The organism is Cupriavidus sp. a3 (assembly GCF_051015765.1).
GTDB classification, from domain to species: Bacteria; Pseudomonadota; Gammaproteobacteria; order Burkholderiales; family Burkholderiaceae; genus Cupriavidus; species Cupriavidus oxalaticus_A.
This window is the reverse complement of the sequence record NZ_CP170644.1, coordinates 1,936,025-1,953,673: the sequence shown is the minus strand read 5'-3', so window position 1 is coordinate 1,953,673 and position 17,649 is coordinate 1,936,025. Positions and strand designations below refer to the sequence as shown.

The following is a 17,649-nucleotide window of genomic DNA, read 5'->3' as shown; positions in this document are numbered from 1 at the left end:
TAAGCGTCAGGGCTTTGCGCTGAGCACCAGCGCAAAGCCCTGCGGGGTCTGCAGTACCGCGCGGGTCTCATGCGGGCCCTGCGCCGCGGGCAGCGTCACGCTGGCCCCCGCACCCACCAGCCGCGCAATCGCCGCGGCAAAGTCTTTCCCCTCATCCACCTTGAACGCGAGCGCGGGCTGGTCGACCAGCCGTTCTTCACCGGCCACCAGCGCCAGTGTCAGCGCGCCCGCGTCCAGCGCGCAATAGCGGTCGCCGTCGCGAAATTTCACGGCGAGTCCGAGTCCTTGCGTGAAGAACGGCAGCGCGGTGTCGATGTCCGTGACGGGGTAAAGCAGCAGTCTGGCTTGCATGTGTCCTGGTCCTTTCGAAGGTCAAAAGCGGGCATCGTTGCCCGCGAATCATGATAGGGATGGGCCAGGCACTGCTCATAATCCAATCAGACGATGTTGCAACGCCTTGCGCCGCCCACACTGCAAGCACACAGGCCGCTTCCGGCCCGAGGCGCGGCAACCGGCGGCGTCCCGGCAGCGGTCCTGAACCATCAATGCCAGGGAAGGGGACTGCAATGCGTTTTTCGCTGATCTATGAAGCACAGACCGTCGATGCCTCGCGCGCCGGCGACCACAAGGTGTTCGATGAAATCATGGAACAGGTGGTGCTGGCCGAGGACATGGGCTTCGACGTGGTCTGGGCGGTCGAGCACACCGCGCTGACCAACTACGCGCACATGAGCGCGCCGGAGACTTTCCTCGCCTTTGTCGCCGGGCGCACGCAGCGCATCGGCATCGGCCACGGCGTGGTGTGCCTGCCGCCGGCGATGAACCACCCGGTCAAGGTGGCCGAGCGCATCGCCACGCTCGACATCCTGTCCGGCGGCCGCGTGCACTTCGGCGTGGGCAAGGGCGGCACGCAGCAGGAGGCGGGCACGTTCGGCTACGACCTGAACAGCCTGCACCCGATGATCGACGAGTCGATGTACCTGATCCCGAGGATCATGACGCAGGACGAGATCGAGCACGATGGCGAGTTCATCAAGATCCCGCGCCGCCCGATCCACCCCAAGCCGCGCCAGGACCCGCATCCGCTGATGTACCTGGCCTGCACTAATGCCGATACGCTGCAGCGCGCCGGCGCGCGCGGCATGGGCGCGCTGGTGCTCGGCTTTGGCGGCCCCGAGGATGTGGCGAAGAAGAACGAGATCTATCGCGCCGCGTGGGAAAGCCGCAAGGCCGAGGACCAGGTGGGCTTCCGCCCGCACCAGCACCTGGCGGCGCTGTGCCCGACCATCGTGCTGGAAGACGGCCTGGCTGCGCGCAAGATCGGCATCAAGGGCCAGCGCTATTTCATGGAGTCGCTGTCGTACTGGTATGCCGGCGGCGAGCGCCCGGATCCGTCCGCGTGGGACGACGAGCATGTCACCGCCACCGACGCGCAGGGCAAGGCCGTCATCAATACCAGGTTCGCTTCCGAGAAGGTCTCGGTCGACTTCAGCGACCCCTCGATGATGATGCTGAACCCGAACCACGCCTACGGCACGGTGGAGGATTGCATCGGCTACGTGCAGCGGCTGATCGATGCCGGCGCCGACGAGATCCTGTTTATCTGCCAGATGGGCACGGTGCCGCAGTGGGCGCAGATGGAGACCATCCGCAATATCGGCGAGCACGTGATCCCGCATTTCCGCAAGCAGGGCCGCAAGCTGAGCGCGGTGGCGTGAACGTTTGCTGATCGATGGTTTGCTCCCCTCTCCCGCGAGCGGGAGAGGGGGGCCGGGGGAGAGGGCCGGCGCATCCACGAAGTGCCGCAGGAAACAGCTAGTCCCATCAGACGATGGCGCCCCGCCCGCCCGATGCAAACATCAACGCCAGCCACAAGACAAAGCGAAAAGGAGACCGCGGTGCATCACGACAACAACCCCAAGGAACTGGCCGCACGCCTGATCGCGCGCGCCGAGCAGATGATCCCCGTGCTGGCGCAGCGCGCCGCGCAGGCAGAGTCCGAAGCGCGTATCCCCGCCGAAACTATCGCCGAGATGCAGGCCGCCGGCTTCTTCAAGGTGCTGCAGCCGCGCCGCTACGGTGGCTATGAACTCGACCCGCAGACCTTCTTCCGCATCCAGATGGCGCTGGCCAAAGGCTGCATGTCCACCGCCTGGGTCTACGGCGTGGTCGGCGTGCACAACTGGCAGCTCGCCCTGTTCGACGAACGCGCGCAGCAAGAGGTCTGGGGCAACGATCCCACCACGCTGATCGCCTCGACCTACATGCCGGTCGGCAAGGTCACCCCGGTCGAAGGCGGCTACCGTTTCTCAGGCCACTGGAAGTTCTCCAGCGGCAGCGAACTGTGCGACTGGATCTTCCTCGGGGGCCTGGTGCCGCCGTCCGAACCGGGCGGTGCCTACGATTACCGCACCTTCCTGCTGCCGCGCACCGACTACAAGATCGTGCGCAACTGGGATGTGCTGGGACTGCGCGCCACCGGCAGCCACGATATCGTCGTCGATGACGTGTTCGTCCCCGACTACCGCACCCATCGCGCCGTCGATGGCGCCATGGGCACCAGCCCGGGCCTTGCCGTCAACGACGTGCCGCTATATCGCCTGCCGTTCGCGCAGATCTTCGTGCGTGCCGTGTGCACCGCGTGCATCGGCGCGCTGGAAGGCACCCTTGACGATTTCGTCGCCTACGCCGACGGCCGCGTCAGCAGCAACGGCGGCAGCAAGACCGCCGAGGACGGCGGTGCGCAACTGGCCTGCGCCAATGCCCAGGTGGCCGTCGACGAAATGCGCACCGTCCTCGAACGCAATTTCGACGAGCTGCTGGCCGTAGCGCGTGAAGGCGGCCAGGTGCAGACGCCGCGACGGCTGCATTTCCGCTACCAGTCGTCGCAGGTGGCCGAGCGCTGCGCGCAGCTCGCCAACAGCCTGCTGCGCTATGCCGGCGGCAACGGCATCTACCGCACCAACCCGATGGTGCGCCGCTTCCTCGACCTGCACGCGGCACGCGCCCACTACGCCAACAACCTGGACCGCTTCGGCCAGAACCTGGGCGGCGTGATGATGGGCCGCGCCAACACCGACTTCTTCATCTGAAGCCGCGCACCGGCAAGGGAACCCATCATGACCCAGAACACAGCGCGCCTGCAGGCCAGGGAGTTTGACGTGGTGGTGGTCGGCTCGGGCGCCGGCGGCATGCTGGCCGCCTGCCGGGCCGCCGACCGCGGGCTGTCGGTGGTGGTGCTGGAGAAGAGCAGCCAGTACGGCGGCACCTCGGCGGTGTCCGGCGGCGGCATCTGGATCCCGCTCAACCACCATATCGCGCCGGCGGGCGGGCAGGACGACTACGCCAAGGCGCTCGAGTACATACTCGCCTGCACCGGCGACGACGGCGACCCGCGGCGGATCCGCGCCTACCTGGAGCAGGCGCCGCGCATGCTGCAATACCTGGAGCAGCAGACCGGTGTGCGTTACTACACGCTGCCGCGCTACGCCGACTACTTCCAGAAGCTGCCCGGCGCGATGCCCGGCTACCGCGCGCTCGACCCGATGCCGTTCGACGGTGCGCGCCTGCGTGAGGAGTTCGACCGGCTGCGTCCGCCGTCACCCGGCACGCTGGTGGGCGGCCGCGTGGCCGTGACCTCCGGCGAGGCGCACGCGCTGCTGTGCCGCTCGCCCGGCTGGTTCGGACTGGCGGTGCGCCAGTTCGCCCGCTACTGGCTCGACTTCGGCTGGCGCCGCAAGACCCGGCGCGACCGCCGCCTTACGCTCGGCAACAGCCTGGCCGGCGGCCTGCGGCGGGCAATGATGGACCGCGCGATCCCGCTGTGGCTCGACACCGCGCTGCAAGACCTGGTCGTCGAAGACGGCTCGGTCCGCGGTGTGCGCGCCGTGCAGGACGGGCAGGTGGTGGAAATCCGCGCGCTGCATGGCGTGATCCTGGCCGCCGGCGGCTTCGAGCGCAGCCAGGCCATGCGCGAGCAATACCTGCCGCAGCCGACGCAGGCCGGCTGGAGCGCGACGCCGCCCAACAACACCGGCGACGCGATCCGCGCGGGGCAGGCCGCCGGCGCCGGCGTCGCCCTGATGTCGCATGTGTGGGGCGCGCCGACTGTGCAGGTGCAGGGCGAGGAAAAGCAGCGCGCGCTCTTTATCGAGCGCGCCATGCCGGGCTGCCTGGTGGTGAACGGGCAGGGCCGCCGCTTCGTCAACGAGGCCGCGCCGTATTCCGAGTTCGTGCCGGCCATGTACCGCGACCACGACAAGACCGGCTGCAGCGTGCCGGCGTGGATGGTGTTCGACGCCACCTTCCGCCACAAGTACCCGTGCGGGCCGATCCTGCCTGCCTCGGTGATGCCGGACCGCAGCATTCCGGCCGGCCTGTCCGGCATCCTGGTGCGCGCCGACACGCTGGCGCAGCTGGCGCAGCGGATCGGCGTGGACGCCGACGGGCTCGCCGGCAGCGTCGCCCGCATGAACCGCTACGCCGCCACCGGCGTGGACGAGGAATTCGGCAAGGGCGACAACCTGTTCGATACCTATTACAGCGACCCGGCGGTGCGCCCCAACCCGTGCCTGGCGCCGATCGGCAAGGCGCCGTTCTACGCCGTGCGGCTCGATGCCGGCGATATCGGCACCAAGGGCGGACTGGTGACCGACGCCAGCGCGCGCGCGCTGCGGGAGGACGGCAGCGCTATCGCCGGGCTGTTCGCCATCGGCAATACCAGTGCCTCGATGATGGGCACCAGCTATCCCGGCGCGGGCTCGACGCTCGGGCCCGCGATGACCTTCGGCTATATCGCTGCGGAAGTGATCGCGCAGCAAGCGCGGCAGCCTGCCGCCGCGCCCCACGCTCAAACCGTACAGGAGGCCCTATGAGCGCCAATCCGGAATCCAGCCAGACGCTGCGCGACGACATGCTGAAGGCGATGCGCCGCATGGCGCGCTCGGTGGCGGTCATCAGCTGCCGCGATGGCGAGCGCCGCTATTCGATGTCGGTGACGGCGGTCGATTCGCTGTCGGCGGATCCGCCATCGCTGCTGATCTGCATCAACCGCAACTCGTCGATCTATCCGCCGCTCGATGCCGGCACCGATTTCTGCATCAACCTGCTGGCCGCCGACCACCAGGACATCGCGGTCGATTGCAGCGGCCGCCTCAAGGGCGAGGAACGCTTCACCAGCGGCGAGTGGGAGGACGACCTGCTCGGCGTGCCGTGCCTGCGCAATGCCCAGGCCAACCTGGTGTGCCGGCAGGACGGCCGCTTCGACTATGGCACCCACGCTGTCTTCATCGGCCGGCTGCGCGAGGTGCGGCTGGCAGGCGAGGTGTCACCGCTGGTCTATGTCGACGGCGCCTATACCACCTCCGCGCCGCTGCGCGCGCTGTGTTCCGCCTGAGCCCCGGAGGCGCCAGCATGCATCCCGATTCCGTCACGCCGGTCTACGCACCGCTGCGGCTCGATGACCCGGACGCGCATCCGTGGCAGGCCGCCTGCGATGCTGTGGTAGTGGGCTTCGGCGCCGCCGGTGCCTGCGCAGCGCTGGAAGCCGCGCGCGGCGGCGCGCGCGTGATCGTCGCCGAGCGCTTCGAAGGCGGCGGCGCCAGCGCGAAGAGCGGCGGCGTGGTGTATGCCGGCGGCGGCACGTCCTACCAGGCCGCCGCGGGCTATGCCGATACGCCGCGGGCGATGGCGGATTACCTGCGCCAGGAGACCGGCGGCGTCGTCAGCGAAGGCACGCTGCAGTCCTTCTGCGAGCGCAGCCGCGACATGCTGGCCTGGCTGGAAGACGTGGGCGTGCGCTTTGCCGCCACCGTGCCGCCGCGCAAGACGTCGTACCCGGCGCAGCCGTATTACCTCTATTACTCCGGCAACGAAGCCGTGCCGGCGTACGCGCAGCATGCCGCACCGGCCCCGCGCGGGCATCGCGTGAAAGGCCCCGGCATGTCCGGGCGCACGCTGTACGGCGCGCTGCGCGGCGCCGTGGAAGCCCGGGCGGAAATCACGGTCATGCGCCAGGCCGCGGCGCGCCGGCTGATCGTCGACAAGGACGGCGCAGTCATCGGCATCGAGCTGTGGCAGGTGCCGCCGGGACGCCACCAGAAGCGCCACGCGCGCCTGGCGCGGCTGGCCGAGCGCCTGCACAACGCCATGCCGGGCGTTGCCGACCTGCTGCGCCAGCGCGTGCTGCAGCTCGAGCTGCGCCATGCGCAGCCCGTGGCAGTGCGCACCCGCGCCGTCGTGCTGGCCACCGGCGGCTTTATCTTCAACCGCGCCATGGTGGCGCGCCATGCCGGCAAGTACCTGCAGAACTGGCGCCTCGGCGCGACCGGGTGCGACGGCAGCGGCATCCGGCTCGGCGAATCGGCGGGCGCGGTCACGCGACACCTGGAGCGCGTGTCGGCCTGGCGCTTTATCAATCCGCCGTTCGACTGGGCGCGCGGTTGCGTGGTCGACGCTCGGGGCGAGCGCATCGGCAACGAGGAAACCTATGGCGCCACGCTGGGCCACGCCATCTGCGAGCGGCATGGCGGGCGCGCCTGGCTGATCCTGGACCGCGCGCTGGCGCGCGCCGCACTGCGTGAATGCCTGGGCGGCCGCCTGTGGGCGTTCCAGGCCTTGCCCGCGGCGATGCTGTTGCTCGCCGGCGCCAGGCGTGCGTCCAGCATCGAGGCGCTGGCCGGCAAGCTGGGCATGCCGCCGGCCGCACTGCGCGCTACCGTCGACGCCTGCAGCGCCGCTGCCCGCGGAGAGATTCCCGACCCGGCCGGCAAGTCCGCGCCGATGTGCGCCTCGCTGGAGGCCGGGCCATGGCTCGCCATCGACATCTCGGCGAACTCCCGCGTCTTCCCCTGTCCGGCGATCACGCTCGGCGGCTTGTCCGTGGAAGAGCCGAGCGGCCGTGTGCTGGCCGTCGCAGGCGGCGCCCCCATTTCGGGCCTCTACGCCGTCGGCCGGACCGCGGTGGGCATCGCCTCCAACCATTACGTAAGCGGCCTGTCGCTTGCCGACTGCATCTGGTCGGGGCGCAATGCCGGCCGCCACCTGACACAACAGCCCGCCGGCGAGCGGCAGGCACACACCAACGAGGAGATTACCCATGAGCCGACGTACTGAAGGCAAGATCGCGATCGTCACCGGGGCCGCCAGCGGCGTCGGCAAGGAAGACGCCCTGCTGCTGGCCCGCGAAGGCGCGCGCGTGGTGCTGACCGACCTGAACGAGGAAGCGGGCCACGCGCTGGCGCGCGAGATCGGCGAGACCGCGCTGTTCGTGCCGCACGACATCGCCAGCGAAGCCGGCTGGCAGCAGGTGATGGCGCGCACCGAGCAGCGCTTCGGCGCGCCCGGCGTGCTGGTCAACAACGCCGCCATCCTGATGCTGGGCTCGGTCGAGGATGCCACGCTGGAGCAATGGCAGCGCGTGATGCGCATCAACGCCGACGGCTACTTCCTGGGCTGCAAGTACGGCGTGGCCGCGATGAAGGCAGGCGGCGGCAGCATCGTCAACATGTCGTCGGTGGCAGCACTGGGCGGCATGGGTGCGTTCTGCGCCTACAGCGCCAGCAAGGGCGCGGTGGCGGCGCTGACGCGTGCCGTCGCGGGCCATTGCAAGCAGAGCGGCTACCGTATCCGCTGCAACTCGATCCATCCCGACGGCATCCTCACGCCGATGACCGCTGCCTTCCTGCCGGGCGGCGCGGAGGCCCTGCCGGAAGAGGTGGGCGGCGCCGAGCCGATGCAGCGCATGTGCCATCCGCGCGACGTCGCCAACCTGGTGCTGTTCCTGGCGTCGGACGAATCGCGCTTCATCAACGGCGCGGAACTGCGCATCGACAACGCACAGACCATCATGGGCGTGGCCTGACGCCACCCCCGGCGAGAGAAGGAAATCATGGCGCCAGTGCAATTCCATCGGCTGCAGATCGCCGAAGTCATCACGGAAACGGAGCAGGCGCATTCGCTGGTCTTCGCGCTGCCTGACGGCTTGCGCGACGCCTTTGCCTACCGTCCCGGCCAGTTCCTGACGCTGCGCGTGGCCGTCGACGGCGTGCCGCTGCAGCGCTGCTATTCGCTGTCGAGCACACCCGAGGTCGACCACGCCTTGCGCGTGACGATCAAGCGGGTGCAAAGCGGGCGCGTCTCCAACTGGATCTGCGACCACCTCGGCGCGGGCGATACGGTCGAGGTGATGCCGCCGGCCGGCGTCTTCACCCCGCCCACGCTGCATGGCGATTTCCTGCTGCTGGCCGGCGGCAGCGGCATCACGCCGGTGCTGTCGATCGCGAAGGCCGCACTGCGCCAGGGGCGCGGCGCGGTGACGCTGGTCTATGCCAACCGCGACGAGCGCTCCGTCATCTTCCGCGAGGCGCTCGGCGAGCTGGCGAACAGCCACCCCGGCCGGCTGCGCGTGATCCACTGGCTGGACAGCGTGCAGGGGCCGCCGACGCAGCGCCAGGTCGAGGAACTGGTGCGGCCGTGGAGCCTGGCCGAGTGCTTTGTCTGCGGGCCTGGTCCATTCATGGACGCGGCGCAGGCGGCGCTGCAGCAGCTTGGCGTGCCGCGCGGCAAGCTGCATGTGGAGCGCTTCGTGTCCCTGCCGGATGTGGCAGCGGCCAAGACACCGGCGGCGCCTGTCCCGAACGAGCCCGCCGCCATGCGCGGCGCGGCGCTGACCGTGCAGCTCGACGGCGCAGCCCACCAGCTCAATGTCGCGCCCGACGAGACGGTGCTGGATGCGCTGCAGCGCGCCGGCGTCGCCGCCCCCAGTTCCTGCCGTGCGGGCCTGTGCGGCGCCTGCATGTGCCAGGTGACGCAGGGCGACGTGACGCTCGGCGAAAACCACGTGCTCGATCGCGCCGACCTCGACGCGGGCTGGACGCTGGCCTGCCAGGCGCGCCCCGCGAGCGACGAACTCCACCTGAAGTTCCCGGATTGACATGACCCCATCTGACACCATCGACGACATTGCGGTGCTGGCCGGCCAGGACGCCCAGGAAGCCGCCGCCAACGAGGATATCGCTGCCACCATTCCCGAGCTGGTGCGGCGCGCGGCGCTGCGCCACGGCGAGCGTATCGCCATCCAGGAGGACGGGCTGCGCCTGAGCTACGCCGCGCTGGATGCCTGCCGGACCGAAGCGGGCCGCGCGCTGATGGCGCTCGGCGTGCAGCCGGGCGACCGCGTGGCGGTTTGGGCGCCGAACTTCTCGGAATGGATCATCGCGGCGCTGGCCACGCACAGCGTGGGTGCCGCGCTGGTGCCGCTCAATACGCGCATGAAGGGCGCCGAAGCGGGCGCCGTGCTGGCCGACAGCGGCGCGCGGCTGCTGGTCTGCGTCGACGACTTCCTCGGCGAAAGCTATCCGCAGATGCTGGCGCCGCATCGTCCCGCCACGCTGGAGCGGCTGGTGATCCTGCGGCCGGGGCAGGGCAGGGCGCTGGGCGACGGCGAGCTGGCGTGGGATGGCTTCCTTGCACAGGCGCAGCAGGTGGACATGGCGGCGTTTTCGCAGCGCGAGGCCGGGGTGCGCGGCGACACGCCGATGGACATCATGTTCACCTCGGGCACCACCGGGCGGCCCAAGGGCGTGATGACCGCGCACGCACAGAACCTGCGCGCCATCGACGGCTGGGCGGCGATCACGGGCGTGCGCGCCGGGGACCGCTACCTGATCGTCAATCCCTTCTTCCACACCTTCGGCTACAAGGCGGGATGGCTTGCCGCCTTGTCGCGCGGGGCCACGGTGCTGCCGCACCTGGTGTTCGATGCCGAAGCCGTGATGACGCGCGTGGAGAACGAGCGCATTACGGTGCTGCCGGGGCCGCCGACGCTCTACCAGACGCTGCTCAACGCGCCGCGGCTGCGCGAGTTCGACCTGTCATCGCTGCGGGTTGCGGTGACCGGCGCCTCGGCGATCGCGCCGGTGCTGATCGAACGCATGCGCGAGGAACTGGGCTTTGACACCGTGATCACCGGCTATGGCCTGACCGAATCGTGCGGCTTTGCCACGCTGACCCGCGCCGGCGACGATGCCGAAACGGTGGCCGGCACCTCCGGCCGCGCCATGCCGGGGATCGAGCTGCGCTGCGTCGACGCGCAGGGGCGGCCGGTCGCGACCGGCGAGCCGGGCGAGGTGCTGGTGCGCGGCTACAACGTGATGCAGGGCTACTTTGGCTTGCCGGAGGCGACCGCCGAAGCCATCGACGCCGACGGCTGGCTGCATACCGGCGATGTCGGCACGCTCGATGCGCGGGGCTACCTGCGCATTACCGACCGCATCAAGGACATGTTCATCGTCGGCGGCTTCAACTGCTATCCGGCGGAGGTGGAGAAGCTGCTGACGGCCCACCCGGCGGTGGCCCAGGTCGCGGTGGTGGGCATGCCGCATGAGCGGCTGGGCGAAGTGGGGCGCGCCTACGTGGTGCTGCGCCATGGCGCACGCCTGGATGCCGAGACCCTGATCGTCTGGGCGCGCAGGCACATGGCCAACTACAAGGTGCCGCGCGAGGTGCTGTTCGTCACATCGCTGCCGGTGAGCGCGGCGGGCAAGGTGCTGAAGTATCAGCTGCGTGAAGCCTGATCAACGGAGATTGAATATGACCGAGATTGCCGGCATTGCCGACCGCCTTTCACGGCTGGAAGCCGCGGATGCGATCCGGGCGCTTAAGCTGCGCTACCTGCGGGCGTGCGATGACAAGGATCCGGAAGCCATGCGGGCCTGCTTCGTGCCGGACAACGCGCATATCCACTATGACCGCATTGGCAGCTTTGCCGGGCGTGATGCGCTGGTGCAGTGTTTTGCGGAGCTGGCTTGCCGGCCTACGCTGCGGGAGATGCATTTTGCCGGGCAGTCGGAGATCCGGGTGCTGGATGAGGCGTCGGCGCAGGGTAGCTGGGATCTGGCGTATCTGGCGCTGGATGACGTCAACGGTTCGCGCACGTTCCTGACCGGGCGCTATGCGGATGAGTATGTGCGGATCGATGGGGTGTGGTTGATCCGGTCGACGGAGTTTACGACGGCGTTGCTGTCGCAGGGCAGCTAAAACCTCGCTTGTTTGCTCCCCTCTCCCACTGCGCGGGAGAGGGGAGCGTATGCGTGGGGCGTTGGCTAGCCCAGGCCCTACTCCACGATCGCAGAATGCACCGCCGGCGGACCGCCCAGCACCTCCCGGTACGAAGGCGGCTGCACCCCCTGCGCATCGACAATCCCATACCCCAGCGCGGCCTCCGCCGCGATCAGCACCTGGCCGGATTTCTCCATCAGCCCGGGATCGCGATACAGCGCCGCAATGACTTTCCCGGTGAATTCAGGGGTCTCCGCCACGGTGGCGAACGATGCGTACTTGTCGGGATGCTGTTCCCACACGCGCTGCGTGCGCGCGGTGCGCAACGGCCCCATCCACACCGAGACCGCCGCCACGCCGTGCGGGCGCAAGTCGACCGCCATGTCATGGGCAAACTTGTCGATGCCGGCCTTCTGCGCCCCATACGCCGGGCCATGCATATAGCAGTTGGCGCCAAATGACGACGTGAACACGATCAGCCCCCGCCCGCGCGCCGCCATCATCGGCGCCGCATGCCAGCTGGCCACGTAGCCCGAGCGCAGGCCAACGTCGAGAATCCCGGTCATCTCCAGCGGCTTCTGCCAGAAGGGGCCGGGCATGATGAGTTCGTCATGCAGGAAGGTGGCGTTGTTGACGAGGATATCGATCCGCCCGATCTCCTCGCGCACGCGCGCGAACAGCTGCGCCACCTGCGCATCGTCGCGATGATCGCAGGCGACCGCGATGCCGCGACCGCCCAGCGCATCGATCTCGCGCGCCGTGGCGTGGATGGTGCCGGGCAGCGGCGCGCTGCCTTCCTGCTCCGTACGCCCGGTCACGTACACCGTGGCACCGGCAGCGCCGAGCGCCAGCGCAATGCCCTTGCCGGCACCACGAGAGCCGCCCGTGACGACCGCGACGATGGGCTGTTCCGTCTGCTTCATTTCTGTCTCCTGTATCAGTGATATGCGGGCGCCGTTGGGGCCGCCCGTCCTCGTCGAAAGCTTGGGGCGGGCGAGGCACCGCTACATCCTTCGTTCGGACTAAACGGCATCCGTACCGGTTACTACACGCGGACGATGGCCGGCTGCGCGGCAGGGTTGACGATAGTCGCCATCCCAACGACCGGTCGCGCATCCTGCCCCGGCCGGTCACAACCAAGGAGTGAGCCTGGCCATGTCCGATCTGGAGCACAAGCAAGCCATTCACGCGCTGACCTGCCGCTATGCGCAGGCGGTGGACCGGCGCGATTTCCCGCGCCTGGCGGATCTGTTCACCCCCGATGCGCGGCTCACCGGGCCAGGCTTCTGCATGGACGGACCGCAAGCGATTGCCGAGGGCATGTCGGCACTCGGCAAGTACAGCGCCACGCAGCACCACATGCACCAGCAATTGGTTGAGCTCGATGGCGATGCCGCCACCGGCGAAACCTATTGCGTCGCCAACCACTTGTATGAGCAGGACGGCATGCAGCGCAAGCTGGACTGGGGCATCCGTTACCAGGACCGCTTCGAGCGATGGCAGGGCCGGTGGCGCATCGCAGCGCGCGAGCTGGTGGTCGACTGGACGCAGGACCTGCCGCTGCGGGGGGCATGATGACGACGAATCGTGTACTGGAAGGGAAGACCGCCCTCGTTACCGGCGGCGCGGGCGGCATCGGTGCGGCCAGCGCGCTGGCGCTGCTGCGCGACGGCGCGGCGGTAGTGCTGATGGGGCGGCGCCGCGAAGCGCTGGAAGCAGCACGGCGCGACCTGCTTGCGCAAGTGGCCGGCGCCGCGGTTGAAATCAACGTCGGCGACGCATGCCGCGAGGAGGATGTGCAGGCCGCGCTGCGGCAGGCCTGGGAGATGGAACGCCGCCTCGATATCGTCGTGGCGACGGTCGGCGGCGGCGGCTTCCGTCCCATGCTGATGCATGACACCGCGTCACTGATGGCGGAGCTGGAGCTGAATATCGCCAGCGCCTTCCTGGCGATCCGTCACGCCTCGCCGCTGATGGCGCCGCATGGCGGCGCGATCGTCTGCATTTCGTCGAACGCGGCGCGCATGACCTGCCGCTGGCTGTCGGCGTACTGCGCCGCCAAGGCGGGCCTGGAAGCCTTCGTGCGCGCGGCGGCCGAGGAACTGGCCGGCTGCGGCATCCGCGTCAATGCGGTGCGCCCGGGCCTGACCCGGTCCGGCGCGACCGGGCCGATGTTCGACAACCCCGCCATGCTCGACAAGTTCGTCGCGCAGATGCCGCTCGGCCGCGCCGGCGAACCGGACGACATTGCCAGCGCGGTGCGCTACCTGGCTGGGCCGGAATCGGGCTGGGTCACCGGCCAGAGCATTGCCGTCGATGGCGGCAGCGAGTTGCGCGGCAATCCCATCCTCGACGAAACCGTGGCGGCGGTGTACGGCGAAGCCGCGCTGCACGCGGTGCTGGCCGGCAGGATTCCCGACGCCGCGTGAAGCGGACCACACAAGGAGAGAGAAGATGGATCAGGTCAAGGGCAAGGTCGCGCTGGTCACCGGCGCGGCCAGTGGGGTAGGGCGCGCCGACGCGCTGCTGCTGGCTGCGCAAGGCGCGCGCGTGGTGCTCAGCGACGTCAATGAGGAAGCCGGGCAGGCGCTCGCCCGCGAGATCGGCGATGCGGCATTGTTTATACGCCACGACATCGCCAGCGAAGACGACTGGCGCAAGGCCGTGGCCGCGGCACAGGACCGCTTCGGGCGGCTCGATGTGCTGGTCAACAATGCGGCCATCTGCCCGCCGGGATCGATCGAGGAAACCTCGCTCGACTGCTGGCGGCAGGTCATGCGCGTCAATGCCGACGGGTATTTCCTCGGCTGCAAGTTCGGCGTGCAGGCGATGAAAGGCAATCCGGCCGGCGGCTCCATCATCGTGATGTCGTCCGTGGCAGCGCTGGGCGGCTTGCCGATGATGTGCGCGTACAGCGGCGCGAAAGGCGCCGTGACAGCGCTGGCGCGCAGCGTGGCCGTGCACTGCAAGCGCAACGGCTATCGCATCCGCTGCAACTCGATCCACCCCGACGGCATCTGGACACCGATGACGCAGGCGCTGGTGCCGGATCTTGACCCGGTGGCGCTGGGCATCGGCACGGACCCGATGGCACGCATGTGCCAGCCGGAGGATGTGGCCAACCTGGTGCTGTTCCTGGCTTCGGACGCATCGCGCTTCATCAATGGCGCGGAACTGCGCATCGACAACGCGCAACTGATCTCGGGGCTGTAAGACCCGCCGCGGCGGCCTGCGCGGGCCGCCGCGGTGCCGCCTTTAGCTGTACTGCGCCACGATTTCGCTCACCGTGCGCAGGATGTCGCGGCGGCGATAGCCGAGCAGGACAGTCTCGGCCGCGTCCGGCTCGTAGTAGAGCGTGTTGCCCCGGCCGAAGCAGATCGCCGAGTCAGGCAGCAACGGGTGCTCCTGGTCGATGACCGGCGGTACCGGGCGGCCGGCATCGCGGAAGAATGCGCCGAAGTATTCCTGGAAGGTCAGGTTCTCGTCGCCCACGAGGTAGGCCTTGCCATTCTCGCCGCGCAGCAAGGCACCTTCGATCGCTTCGGACAGCGACATGGCCGAGATGAAGTTGACGCCGCCCGGCGGCGCGAAGTCCGGCATCGGCGCAAAGCCGCCCCTGGCGTAGTCGGTATAGGCCTTGAACATCGGAACAGTCAGGCCCGGCACCGTGCCCACGACGAACGGGGCATTGACGCTGCTGACGCGGAAGGCAGCCGTCGCCAGTGCGCGCACGCCTGCGTCGGCCAGCTTGCGCGAGCGGATATAGGCGTTGTCTTCGGCCAGTTGCGGTGCCGCCTGCGGATAGAAGCTGCCGACGTGCACCGCGACCCGGATGCCGGCATCGCGCGCGGCGCGGAAAAAACGCGGCACGCCTTCGACGTTGGCGCGTTCCCAGTGTGCCGCTTCGTCGCCGCCAGGCGGGACGTGGCGCACATCGTTGCCGGCGGCGAAAACCAGCGCATCGAAGGCACCGAGCTGCGCCGCAGGCAGGTCGTTGGCGATGTAGTCGCAGCGCAGGAAGTCCAGCCCGCCCAGCGGCGTGCCGGGGGCGGGTCGGTTGCGGCCCGCGATGGTGACTTCGTGCCCGCGGCTGCGCAGGTGCAGGGCCGCGTGGCCCCCGATCATGCCGGCGCCGCCGACGATCAGTATCTTCATGCTTGTCTCCTTGGTTGGATGGTGTGGCCGGGTGGTGTGGCTGCGTGGCGCCGCCATCAGAGGTTCATGCCGTTGCCGCCGATGACCGGCATGTTGGTCCACGCGCCCTGCGGATCGCGGTACCAGCCGGCGGCGGCCAGCGCGCCGCCGTTGACATGCAGCGCCGTGCCGGTGATCCAGGCGGCGCGCGGGCTGCCCAGGAACAGGATGCCGTCGGCGATGTCCTGCGGCGTGCCGAAGCGGCCCAGCGGGATCCAGCGCGGGATATGGTGCTGGTGCTCCGCGGCGACCATCTGCGATACGGGGACCTGCGGCGTTTCGGTGGTTTCGGGGGCGATCAGGTTGACGCGGATGCCCGCGGGCGCCAGCTCCAGCGCCAGGCTCTGCGTGAAGCCGGTGATGGCGGCCTTGAAGGCGCCGTAGACGCTGCAGTACGGAATGCCGCGGAAGGCCTCGATCGACGACACGCTGACGATGCTGCCGGCTTCACTGCGCCGCAGCAGCGGCAGCATGGCGCGCGTGACGGTGAAGACGTGGCCGAGGTTGGCCGCGTAGAGGCTGGCAATCTCGGCGTCGTCATAGTGCTCGAACGGCTTGGCGATGCGCAGGAAGTCGCCGACGTTGTTGACCAGCACGTCGAGCCGCCCGAACCGCTGTTCGAGCTGCGCGGCCAGTTCGCGTACGGTGCCGGCGTCGGCGGCGTCTCCCTGTACCACCAGCACATCGGCGCCGGCCTTGCCCAGCAGCGTGTGGGCATGGTCGGCGCGCTGCGCGTCGATCTCGATGATCGCCACGCGCGCGCCCTGGTCCAGAAAGGCTTGCGCGGTAGCGAGCCCGATGCCGGCGCCGCCGCCGGTGACCAGCACGGTCTTGTCGGTGAAATCCATCTCGGTTGCTCTCCTTCGGTTGCACTGCGGGAATGCGCGCATTTGATCCGCGCCTGGCGGGACGAACATCGTCCGATTGCAGGTCAGGGAAAACACCGAGGGCTGCGCATTGGCGGGCAACGGGCGGGCAGCATCCCTATAATCTGCGCTGCCTCCAGGTGCCGCAGAGCGCCGGCAGGCACACACGTGGTGTGGAAACAGGAGACAAGGTATATTGATGGCGACCGTTGAGGCGCAGGAAATGGCGTCGCCTTTGCTTGCGCAGTCAGGTCTGAGCGTCACGCAGTTCGGCGCGCTGCTGGCCGCGGTCTATGAAGGGCCGATGGAACCCGTGCCCTGGGGCCGCGCGCTCGAAATGCTGCGCAAGCAACTCGATGCCAGCTATGTGAGCTTTATCCTGCGCTCGCCCGCCAGCGACCGCAGCGGCCTGGCGGTGCATGCGTCGGCGCACGGCACCTCGCTGGAGGCAGAGGCTTCCTACAACAGCTACTACTACGCGATCGATCCGTTCATCAACCTGCCCACCGACCGCGCGGTGACGGTCGACGAGGCGCTGGGCGCGGGCAACTGGTGCCGCAGCGAGATCTACCGCCAGTTCCTGCAGCCGCTAGGCATCCGCTACCTGCTGGGCGCGGACATTCGTACCGAGGACGGTGTCGAGTGCCGCCTGCGCATCTGCCGGCAGGACGACACGCAGGATTTCTCCGAAGTGGACAAGGCGGCCTGTGGCGCCATCCTGCCGCACCTGAAGCGCGCGATCCGGCTGCATTCCCGGCTGGACGTGGTCGAATCCGAGCGCTCGCTCTATGCGGGGGCGATCGACCGCATGCTGGTGGGCATGGTGATCCTCGACGCCTCCGGCACGATCCTCAAGAAGAATCCCGAGGCCGACGAGATCCTGGCGGAGAACGACGGCATCCGCCTCAACGGGAACATCTTCGAGATTGCCTACGCCCAGGAGAGCCGCAAGTTCCAGTACCTGCTGCGCCGCGCGCAGATGGGACACCACGGCAGCGCGCCGGCACTGGCCGAAGCCATGTCCATCACCCGCCCGTCCGGGCGCGGCAAGCTCGGCGTGCTGATCCGCACCATCCCGCTCAGCGAATGGTCCGAAGAAAACCGGCACCGGCCAGCGTGCGCGGTCTTTATCCGCGATCCCGAGCGCAAGTCGCGCGCCTCGCACGAGGTGGTGCGCAAGCTGTTCGACCTCACCCCCGCCGAAACGGCGCTGGCACTGGTGCTTGCCGACGGCATGACCCTTGACGAAGCCGCGGAGGCATTGGGTACCAGCAAGAACACGGTACGCGCCCACCTGCGCGCGATCTTCTCCAAGACCGGGGTCACGCGGCAGGCCACGCTGGTGCGCATGCTGCTGAGCAGTGTCGTGACGCTCGGCTGAGCGCCAGCGTGTCGTCCTCCCTCTAGTCCGACTGGAGGATGATCGCCGCCATCCACGCGCCTAGCATGCACAGGACCAGCGGGCGCGGCAGCCGGATGGCACGTCATGCGGACGCAGCGAGGCATGGGTTCCGCAATCAATCCGGTTCCG

Annotated in this window: 17 protein-coding genes; 13 read left to right on the top strand and 4 right to left on the bottom strand. The window is 68.9% G+C overall.

What is annotated here, in order from left to right; all coding sequences use genetic code 11:
- Positions 1–6 precede the first annotated feature (6 nt).
- Complete coding sequence (locus tag ACAD63_RS30680) at positions 7–351, bottom strand: VOC family protein (RefSeq protein WP_135703596.1); 345 nt, start codon at positions 349–351, stop codon at positions 7–9.
- 215 nt (positions 352–566) lie between these two features.
- Here ACAD63_RS30680 and ACAD63_RS30675 point away from each other — a divergent pair, with 215 nt between their 5' ends.
- The 9 genes from ACAD63_RS30675 (at position 567) to ACAD63_RS30635 (ending at position 11,037) form a co-directional block, all read left to right on the top strand.
- On the top strand, positions 567–1,718 hold the full coding sequence (locus tag ACAD63_RS30675; protein ID WP_135703597.1) for an LLM class flavin-dependent oxidoreductase: 1,152 nt from the start codon (positions 567–569) through the stop codon (positions 1,716–1,718).
- Between the two features lie 180 nt (positions 1,719–1,898).
- Complete coding sequence (locus ACAD63_RS30670) at positions 1,899–3,092, top strand: flavin-dependent monooxygenase (RefSeq protein ID WP_133094829.1); 1,194 nt, start codon at positions 1,899–1,901, stop codon at positions 3,090–3,092.
- A gap of 27 nt (positions 3,093–3,119) precedes the next feature.
- Positions 3,120–4,874, top strand: coding sequence for an FAD-dependent oxidoreductase (locus ACAD63_RS30665; protein ID WP_434034237.1), 1,755 nt, complete (start codon positions 3,120–3,122; stop codon positions 4,872–4,874).
- Positions 4,871–5,395 carry a flavin reductase family protein gene (locus ACAD63_RS30660; RefSeq protein ID WP_135703599.1) on the top strand — a complete coding sequence of 175 codons (525 nt, stop codon included), beginning with the start codon at positions 4,871–4,873 and terminating at the stop codon, positions 5,393–5,395. The genes ACAD63_RS30665 and ACAD63_RS30660 overlap by 4 nt, the downstream gene beginning before the upstream one ends.
- Before the next feature lie 17 nt (positions 5,396–5,412).
- The gene (locus ACAD63_RS30655; protein WP_434034236.1) at positions 5,413–7,113 is read left to right on the top strand and encodes an FAD-binding protein; all 1,701 of its coding nucleotides are present in this window, start codon (positions 5,413–5,415) and stop codon (positions 7,111–7,113) included.
- Positions 7,097–7,861, top strand: a complete 765-nt coding sequence (locus ACAD63_RS30650; RefSeq protein WP_434034235.1) for an SDR family oxidoreductase — start codon at positions 7,097–7,099, stop codon at positions 7,859–7,861. The genes ACAD63_RS30655 and ACAD63_RS30650 overlap by 17 nt, the downstream gene beginning before the upstream one ends.
- 27 nt (positions 7,862–7,888) lie before the next feature.
- On the top strand, positions 7,889–8,932 hold the full coding sequence (locus ACAD63_RS30645) for a ferredoxin--NADP reductase (protein ID WP_135703601.1): 1,044 nt from the start codon (positions 7,889–7,891) through the stop codon (positions 8,930–8,932).
- A 1-nt stretch (position 8,933) separates the two neighbouring features.
- Positions 8,934–10,574 carry a FadD3 family acyl-CoA ligase gene (locus ACAD63_RS30640; protein ID WP_434034234.1) on the top strand — a complete coding sequence of 547 codons (1,641 nt, stop codon included), beginning with the start codon at positions 8,934–8,936 and terminating at the stop codon, positions 10,572–10,574.
- A gap of 16 nt (positions 10,575–10,590) precedes the next feature.
- On the top strand, positions 10,591–11,037 hold the full coding sequence (locus ACAD63_RS30635; protein ID WP_135703603.1) for a nuclear transport factor 2 family protein: 447 nt from the start codon (positions 10,591–10,593) through the stop codon (positions 11,035–11,037).
- A gap of 77 nt (positions 11,038–11,114) precedes the next feature.
- Here ACAD63_RS30635 and ACAD63_RS30630 read toward each other — a convergent pair whose 3' ends face one another.
- A complete protein-coding gene (locus ACAD63_RS30630) occupies positions 11,115–11,981 on the bottom strand; it encodes an SDR family NAD(P)-dependent oxidoreductase (protein ID WP_434034233.1) in 867 nt (288 codons plus the stop codon).
- 232 nt (positions 11,982–12,213) lie between these two features.
- Between ACAD63_RS30630 and ACAD63_RS30625 the strand changes: the two genes are divergently transcribed.
- The 3 genes from ACAD63_RS30625 to ACAD63_RS30615 are packed head-to-tail and all read left to right on the top strand — an operon-like array spanning position 12,214 to position 14,271.
- On the top strand, positions 12,214–12,633 hold the full coding sequence (locus ACAD63_RS30625; RefSeq protein ID WP_135703605.1) for a nuclear transport factor 2 family protein: 420 nt from the start codon (positions 12,214–12,216) through the stop codon (positions 12,631–12,633).
- The gene (locus tag ACAD63_RS30620) at positions 12,633–13,487 is read left to right on the top strand and encodes an SDR family NAD(P)-dependent oxidoreductase (RefSeq protein WP_434034674.1); all 855 of its coding nucleotides are present in this window, start codon (positions 12,633–12,635) and stop codon (positions 13,485–13,487) included. The genes ACAD63_RS30625 and ACAD63_RS30620 overlap by 1 nt, the downstream gene beginning before the upstream one ends.
- 25 nt (positions 13,488–13,512) lie before the next feature.
- The gene (locus ACAD63_RS30615) at positions 13,513–14,271 is read left to right on the top strand and encodes an SDR family oxidoreductase (RefSeq protein WP_133094840.1); all 759 of its coding nucleotides are present in this window, start codon (positions 13,513–13,515) and stop codon (positions 14,269–14,271) included.
- 42 nt (positions 14,272–14,313) lie between these two features.
- On the opposite strand, the gene ACAD63_RS30610 is transcribed toward ACAD63_RS30615, so the two are convergent.
- Positions 14,314–15,213, bottom strand: coding sequence for an NAD-dependent epimerase/dehydratase family protein (locus ACAD63_RS30610; protein WP_135703607.1), 900 nt, complete (start codon positions 15,211–15,213; stop codon positions 14,314–14,316).
- Between the two features lie 56 nt (positions 15,214–15,269).
- Complete coding sequence (locus ACAD63_RS30605; RefSeq protein ID WP_195427939.1) at positions 15,270–16,100, bottom strand: SDR family NAD(P)-dependent oxidoreductase; 831 nt, start codon at positions 16,098–16,100, stop codon at positions 15,270–15,272.
- A gap of 211 nt (positions 16,101–16,311) precedes the next feature.
- On the opposite strand from ACAD63_RS30605, the gene ACAD63_RS30600 reads away from it, so the two are divergent.
- On the top strand, positions 16,312–17,499 hold the full coding sequence (locus ACAD63_RS30600; protein WP_133094843.1) for a helix-turn-helix transcriptional regulator: 1,188 nt from the start codon (positions 16,312–16,314) through the stop codon (positions 17,497–17,499).
- Positions 17,500–17,649 lie beyond the last annotated feature (150 nt).

Excerpts from the sequence above, each read along its gene's own strand:
- ACAD63_RS30680 (WP_135703596.1), bottom strand. The coding sequence starts at position 351 with ATGCAAGCCAGACTGCTGCTTTACCCCGTCACGGACATCGACACCGCG.
- ACAD63_RS30675 (WP_135703597.1), top strand. The coding sequence starts at position 567 with ATGCGTTTTTCGCTGATCTATGAAGCACAGACCGTCGATGCCTCGCGC.
- ACAD63_RS30665 (WP_434034237.1), top strand. The coding sequence starts at position 3,120 with ATGACCCAGAACACAGCGCGCCTGCAGGCCAGGGAGTTTGACGTGGTG.
- ACAD63_RS30660 (WP_135703599.1), top strand. The coding sequence starts at position 4,871 with ATGAGCGCCAATCCGGAATCCAGCCAGACGCTGCGCGACGACATGCTG.
- ACAD63_RS30655 (WP_434034236.1), top strand. The coding sequence starts at position 5,413 with ATGCATCCCGATTCCGTCACGCCGGTCTACGCACCGCTGCGGCTCGAT.
- ACAD63_RS30650 (WP_434034235.1), top strand. The coding sequence starts at position 7,097 with ATGAGCCGACGTACTGAAGGCAAGATCGCGATCGTCACCGGGGCCGCC.
- ACAD63_RS30645 (WP_135703601.1), top strand. The coding sequence starts at position 7,889 with ATGGCGCCAGTGCAATTCCATCGGCTGCAGATCGCCGAAGTCATCACG.
- ACAD63_RS30640 (WP_434034234.1), top strand. The coding sequence starts at position 8,934 with ATGACCCCATCTGACACCATCGACGACATTGCGGTGCTGGCCGGCCAG.
- ACAD63_RS30635 (WP_135703603.1), top strand. The coding sequence starts at position 10,591 with ATGACCGAGATTGCCGGCATTGCCGACCGCCTTTCACGGCTGGAAGCC.
- ACAD63_RS30630 (WP_434034233.1), bottom strand. The coding sequence starts at position 11,981 with ATGAAGCAGACGGAACAGCCCATCGTCGCGGTCGTCACGGGCGGCTCT.
- ACAD63_RS30625 (WP_135703605.1), top strand. The coding sequence starts at position 12,214 with ATGTCCGATCTGGAGCACAAGCAAGCCATTCACGCGCTGACCTGCCGC.
- ACAD63_RS30620 (WP_434034674.1), top strand. The coding sequence starts at position 12,633 with ATGACGACGAATCGTGTACTGGAAGGGAAGACCGCCCTCGTTACCGGC.
- ACAD63_RS30615 (WP_133094840.1), top strand. The coding sequence starts at position 13,513 with ATGGATCAGGTCAAGGGCAAGGTCGCGCTGGTCACCGGCGCGGCCAGT.
- ACAD63_RS30610 (WP_135703607.1), bottom strand. The coding sequence starts at position 15,213 with ATGAAGATACTGATCGTCGGCGGCGCCGGCATGATCGGGGGCCACGCG.
- ACAD63_RS30605 (WP_195427939.1), bottom strand. The coding sequence starts at position 16,100 with ATGGATTTCACCGACAAGACCGTGCTGGTCACCGGCGGCGGCGCCGGC.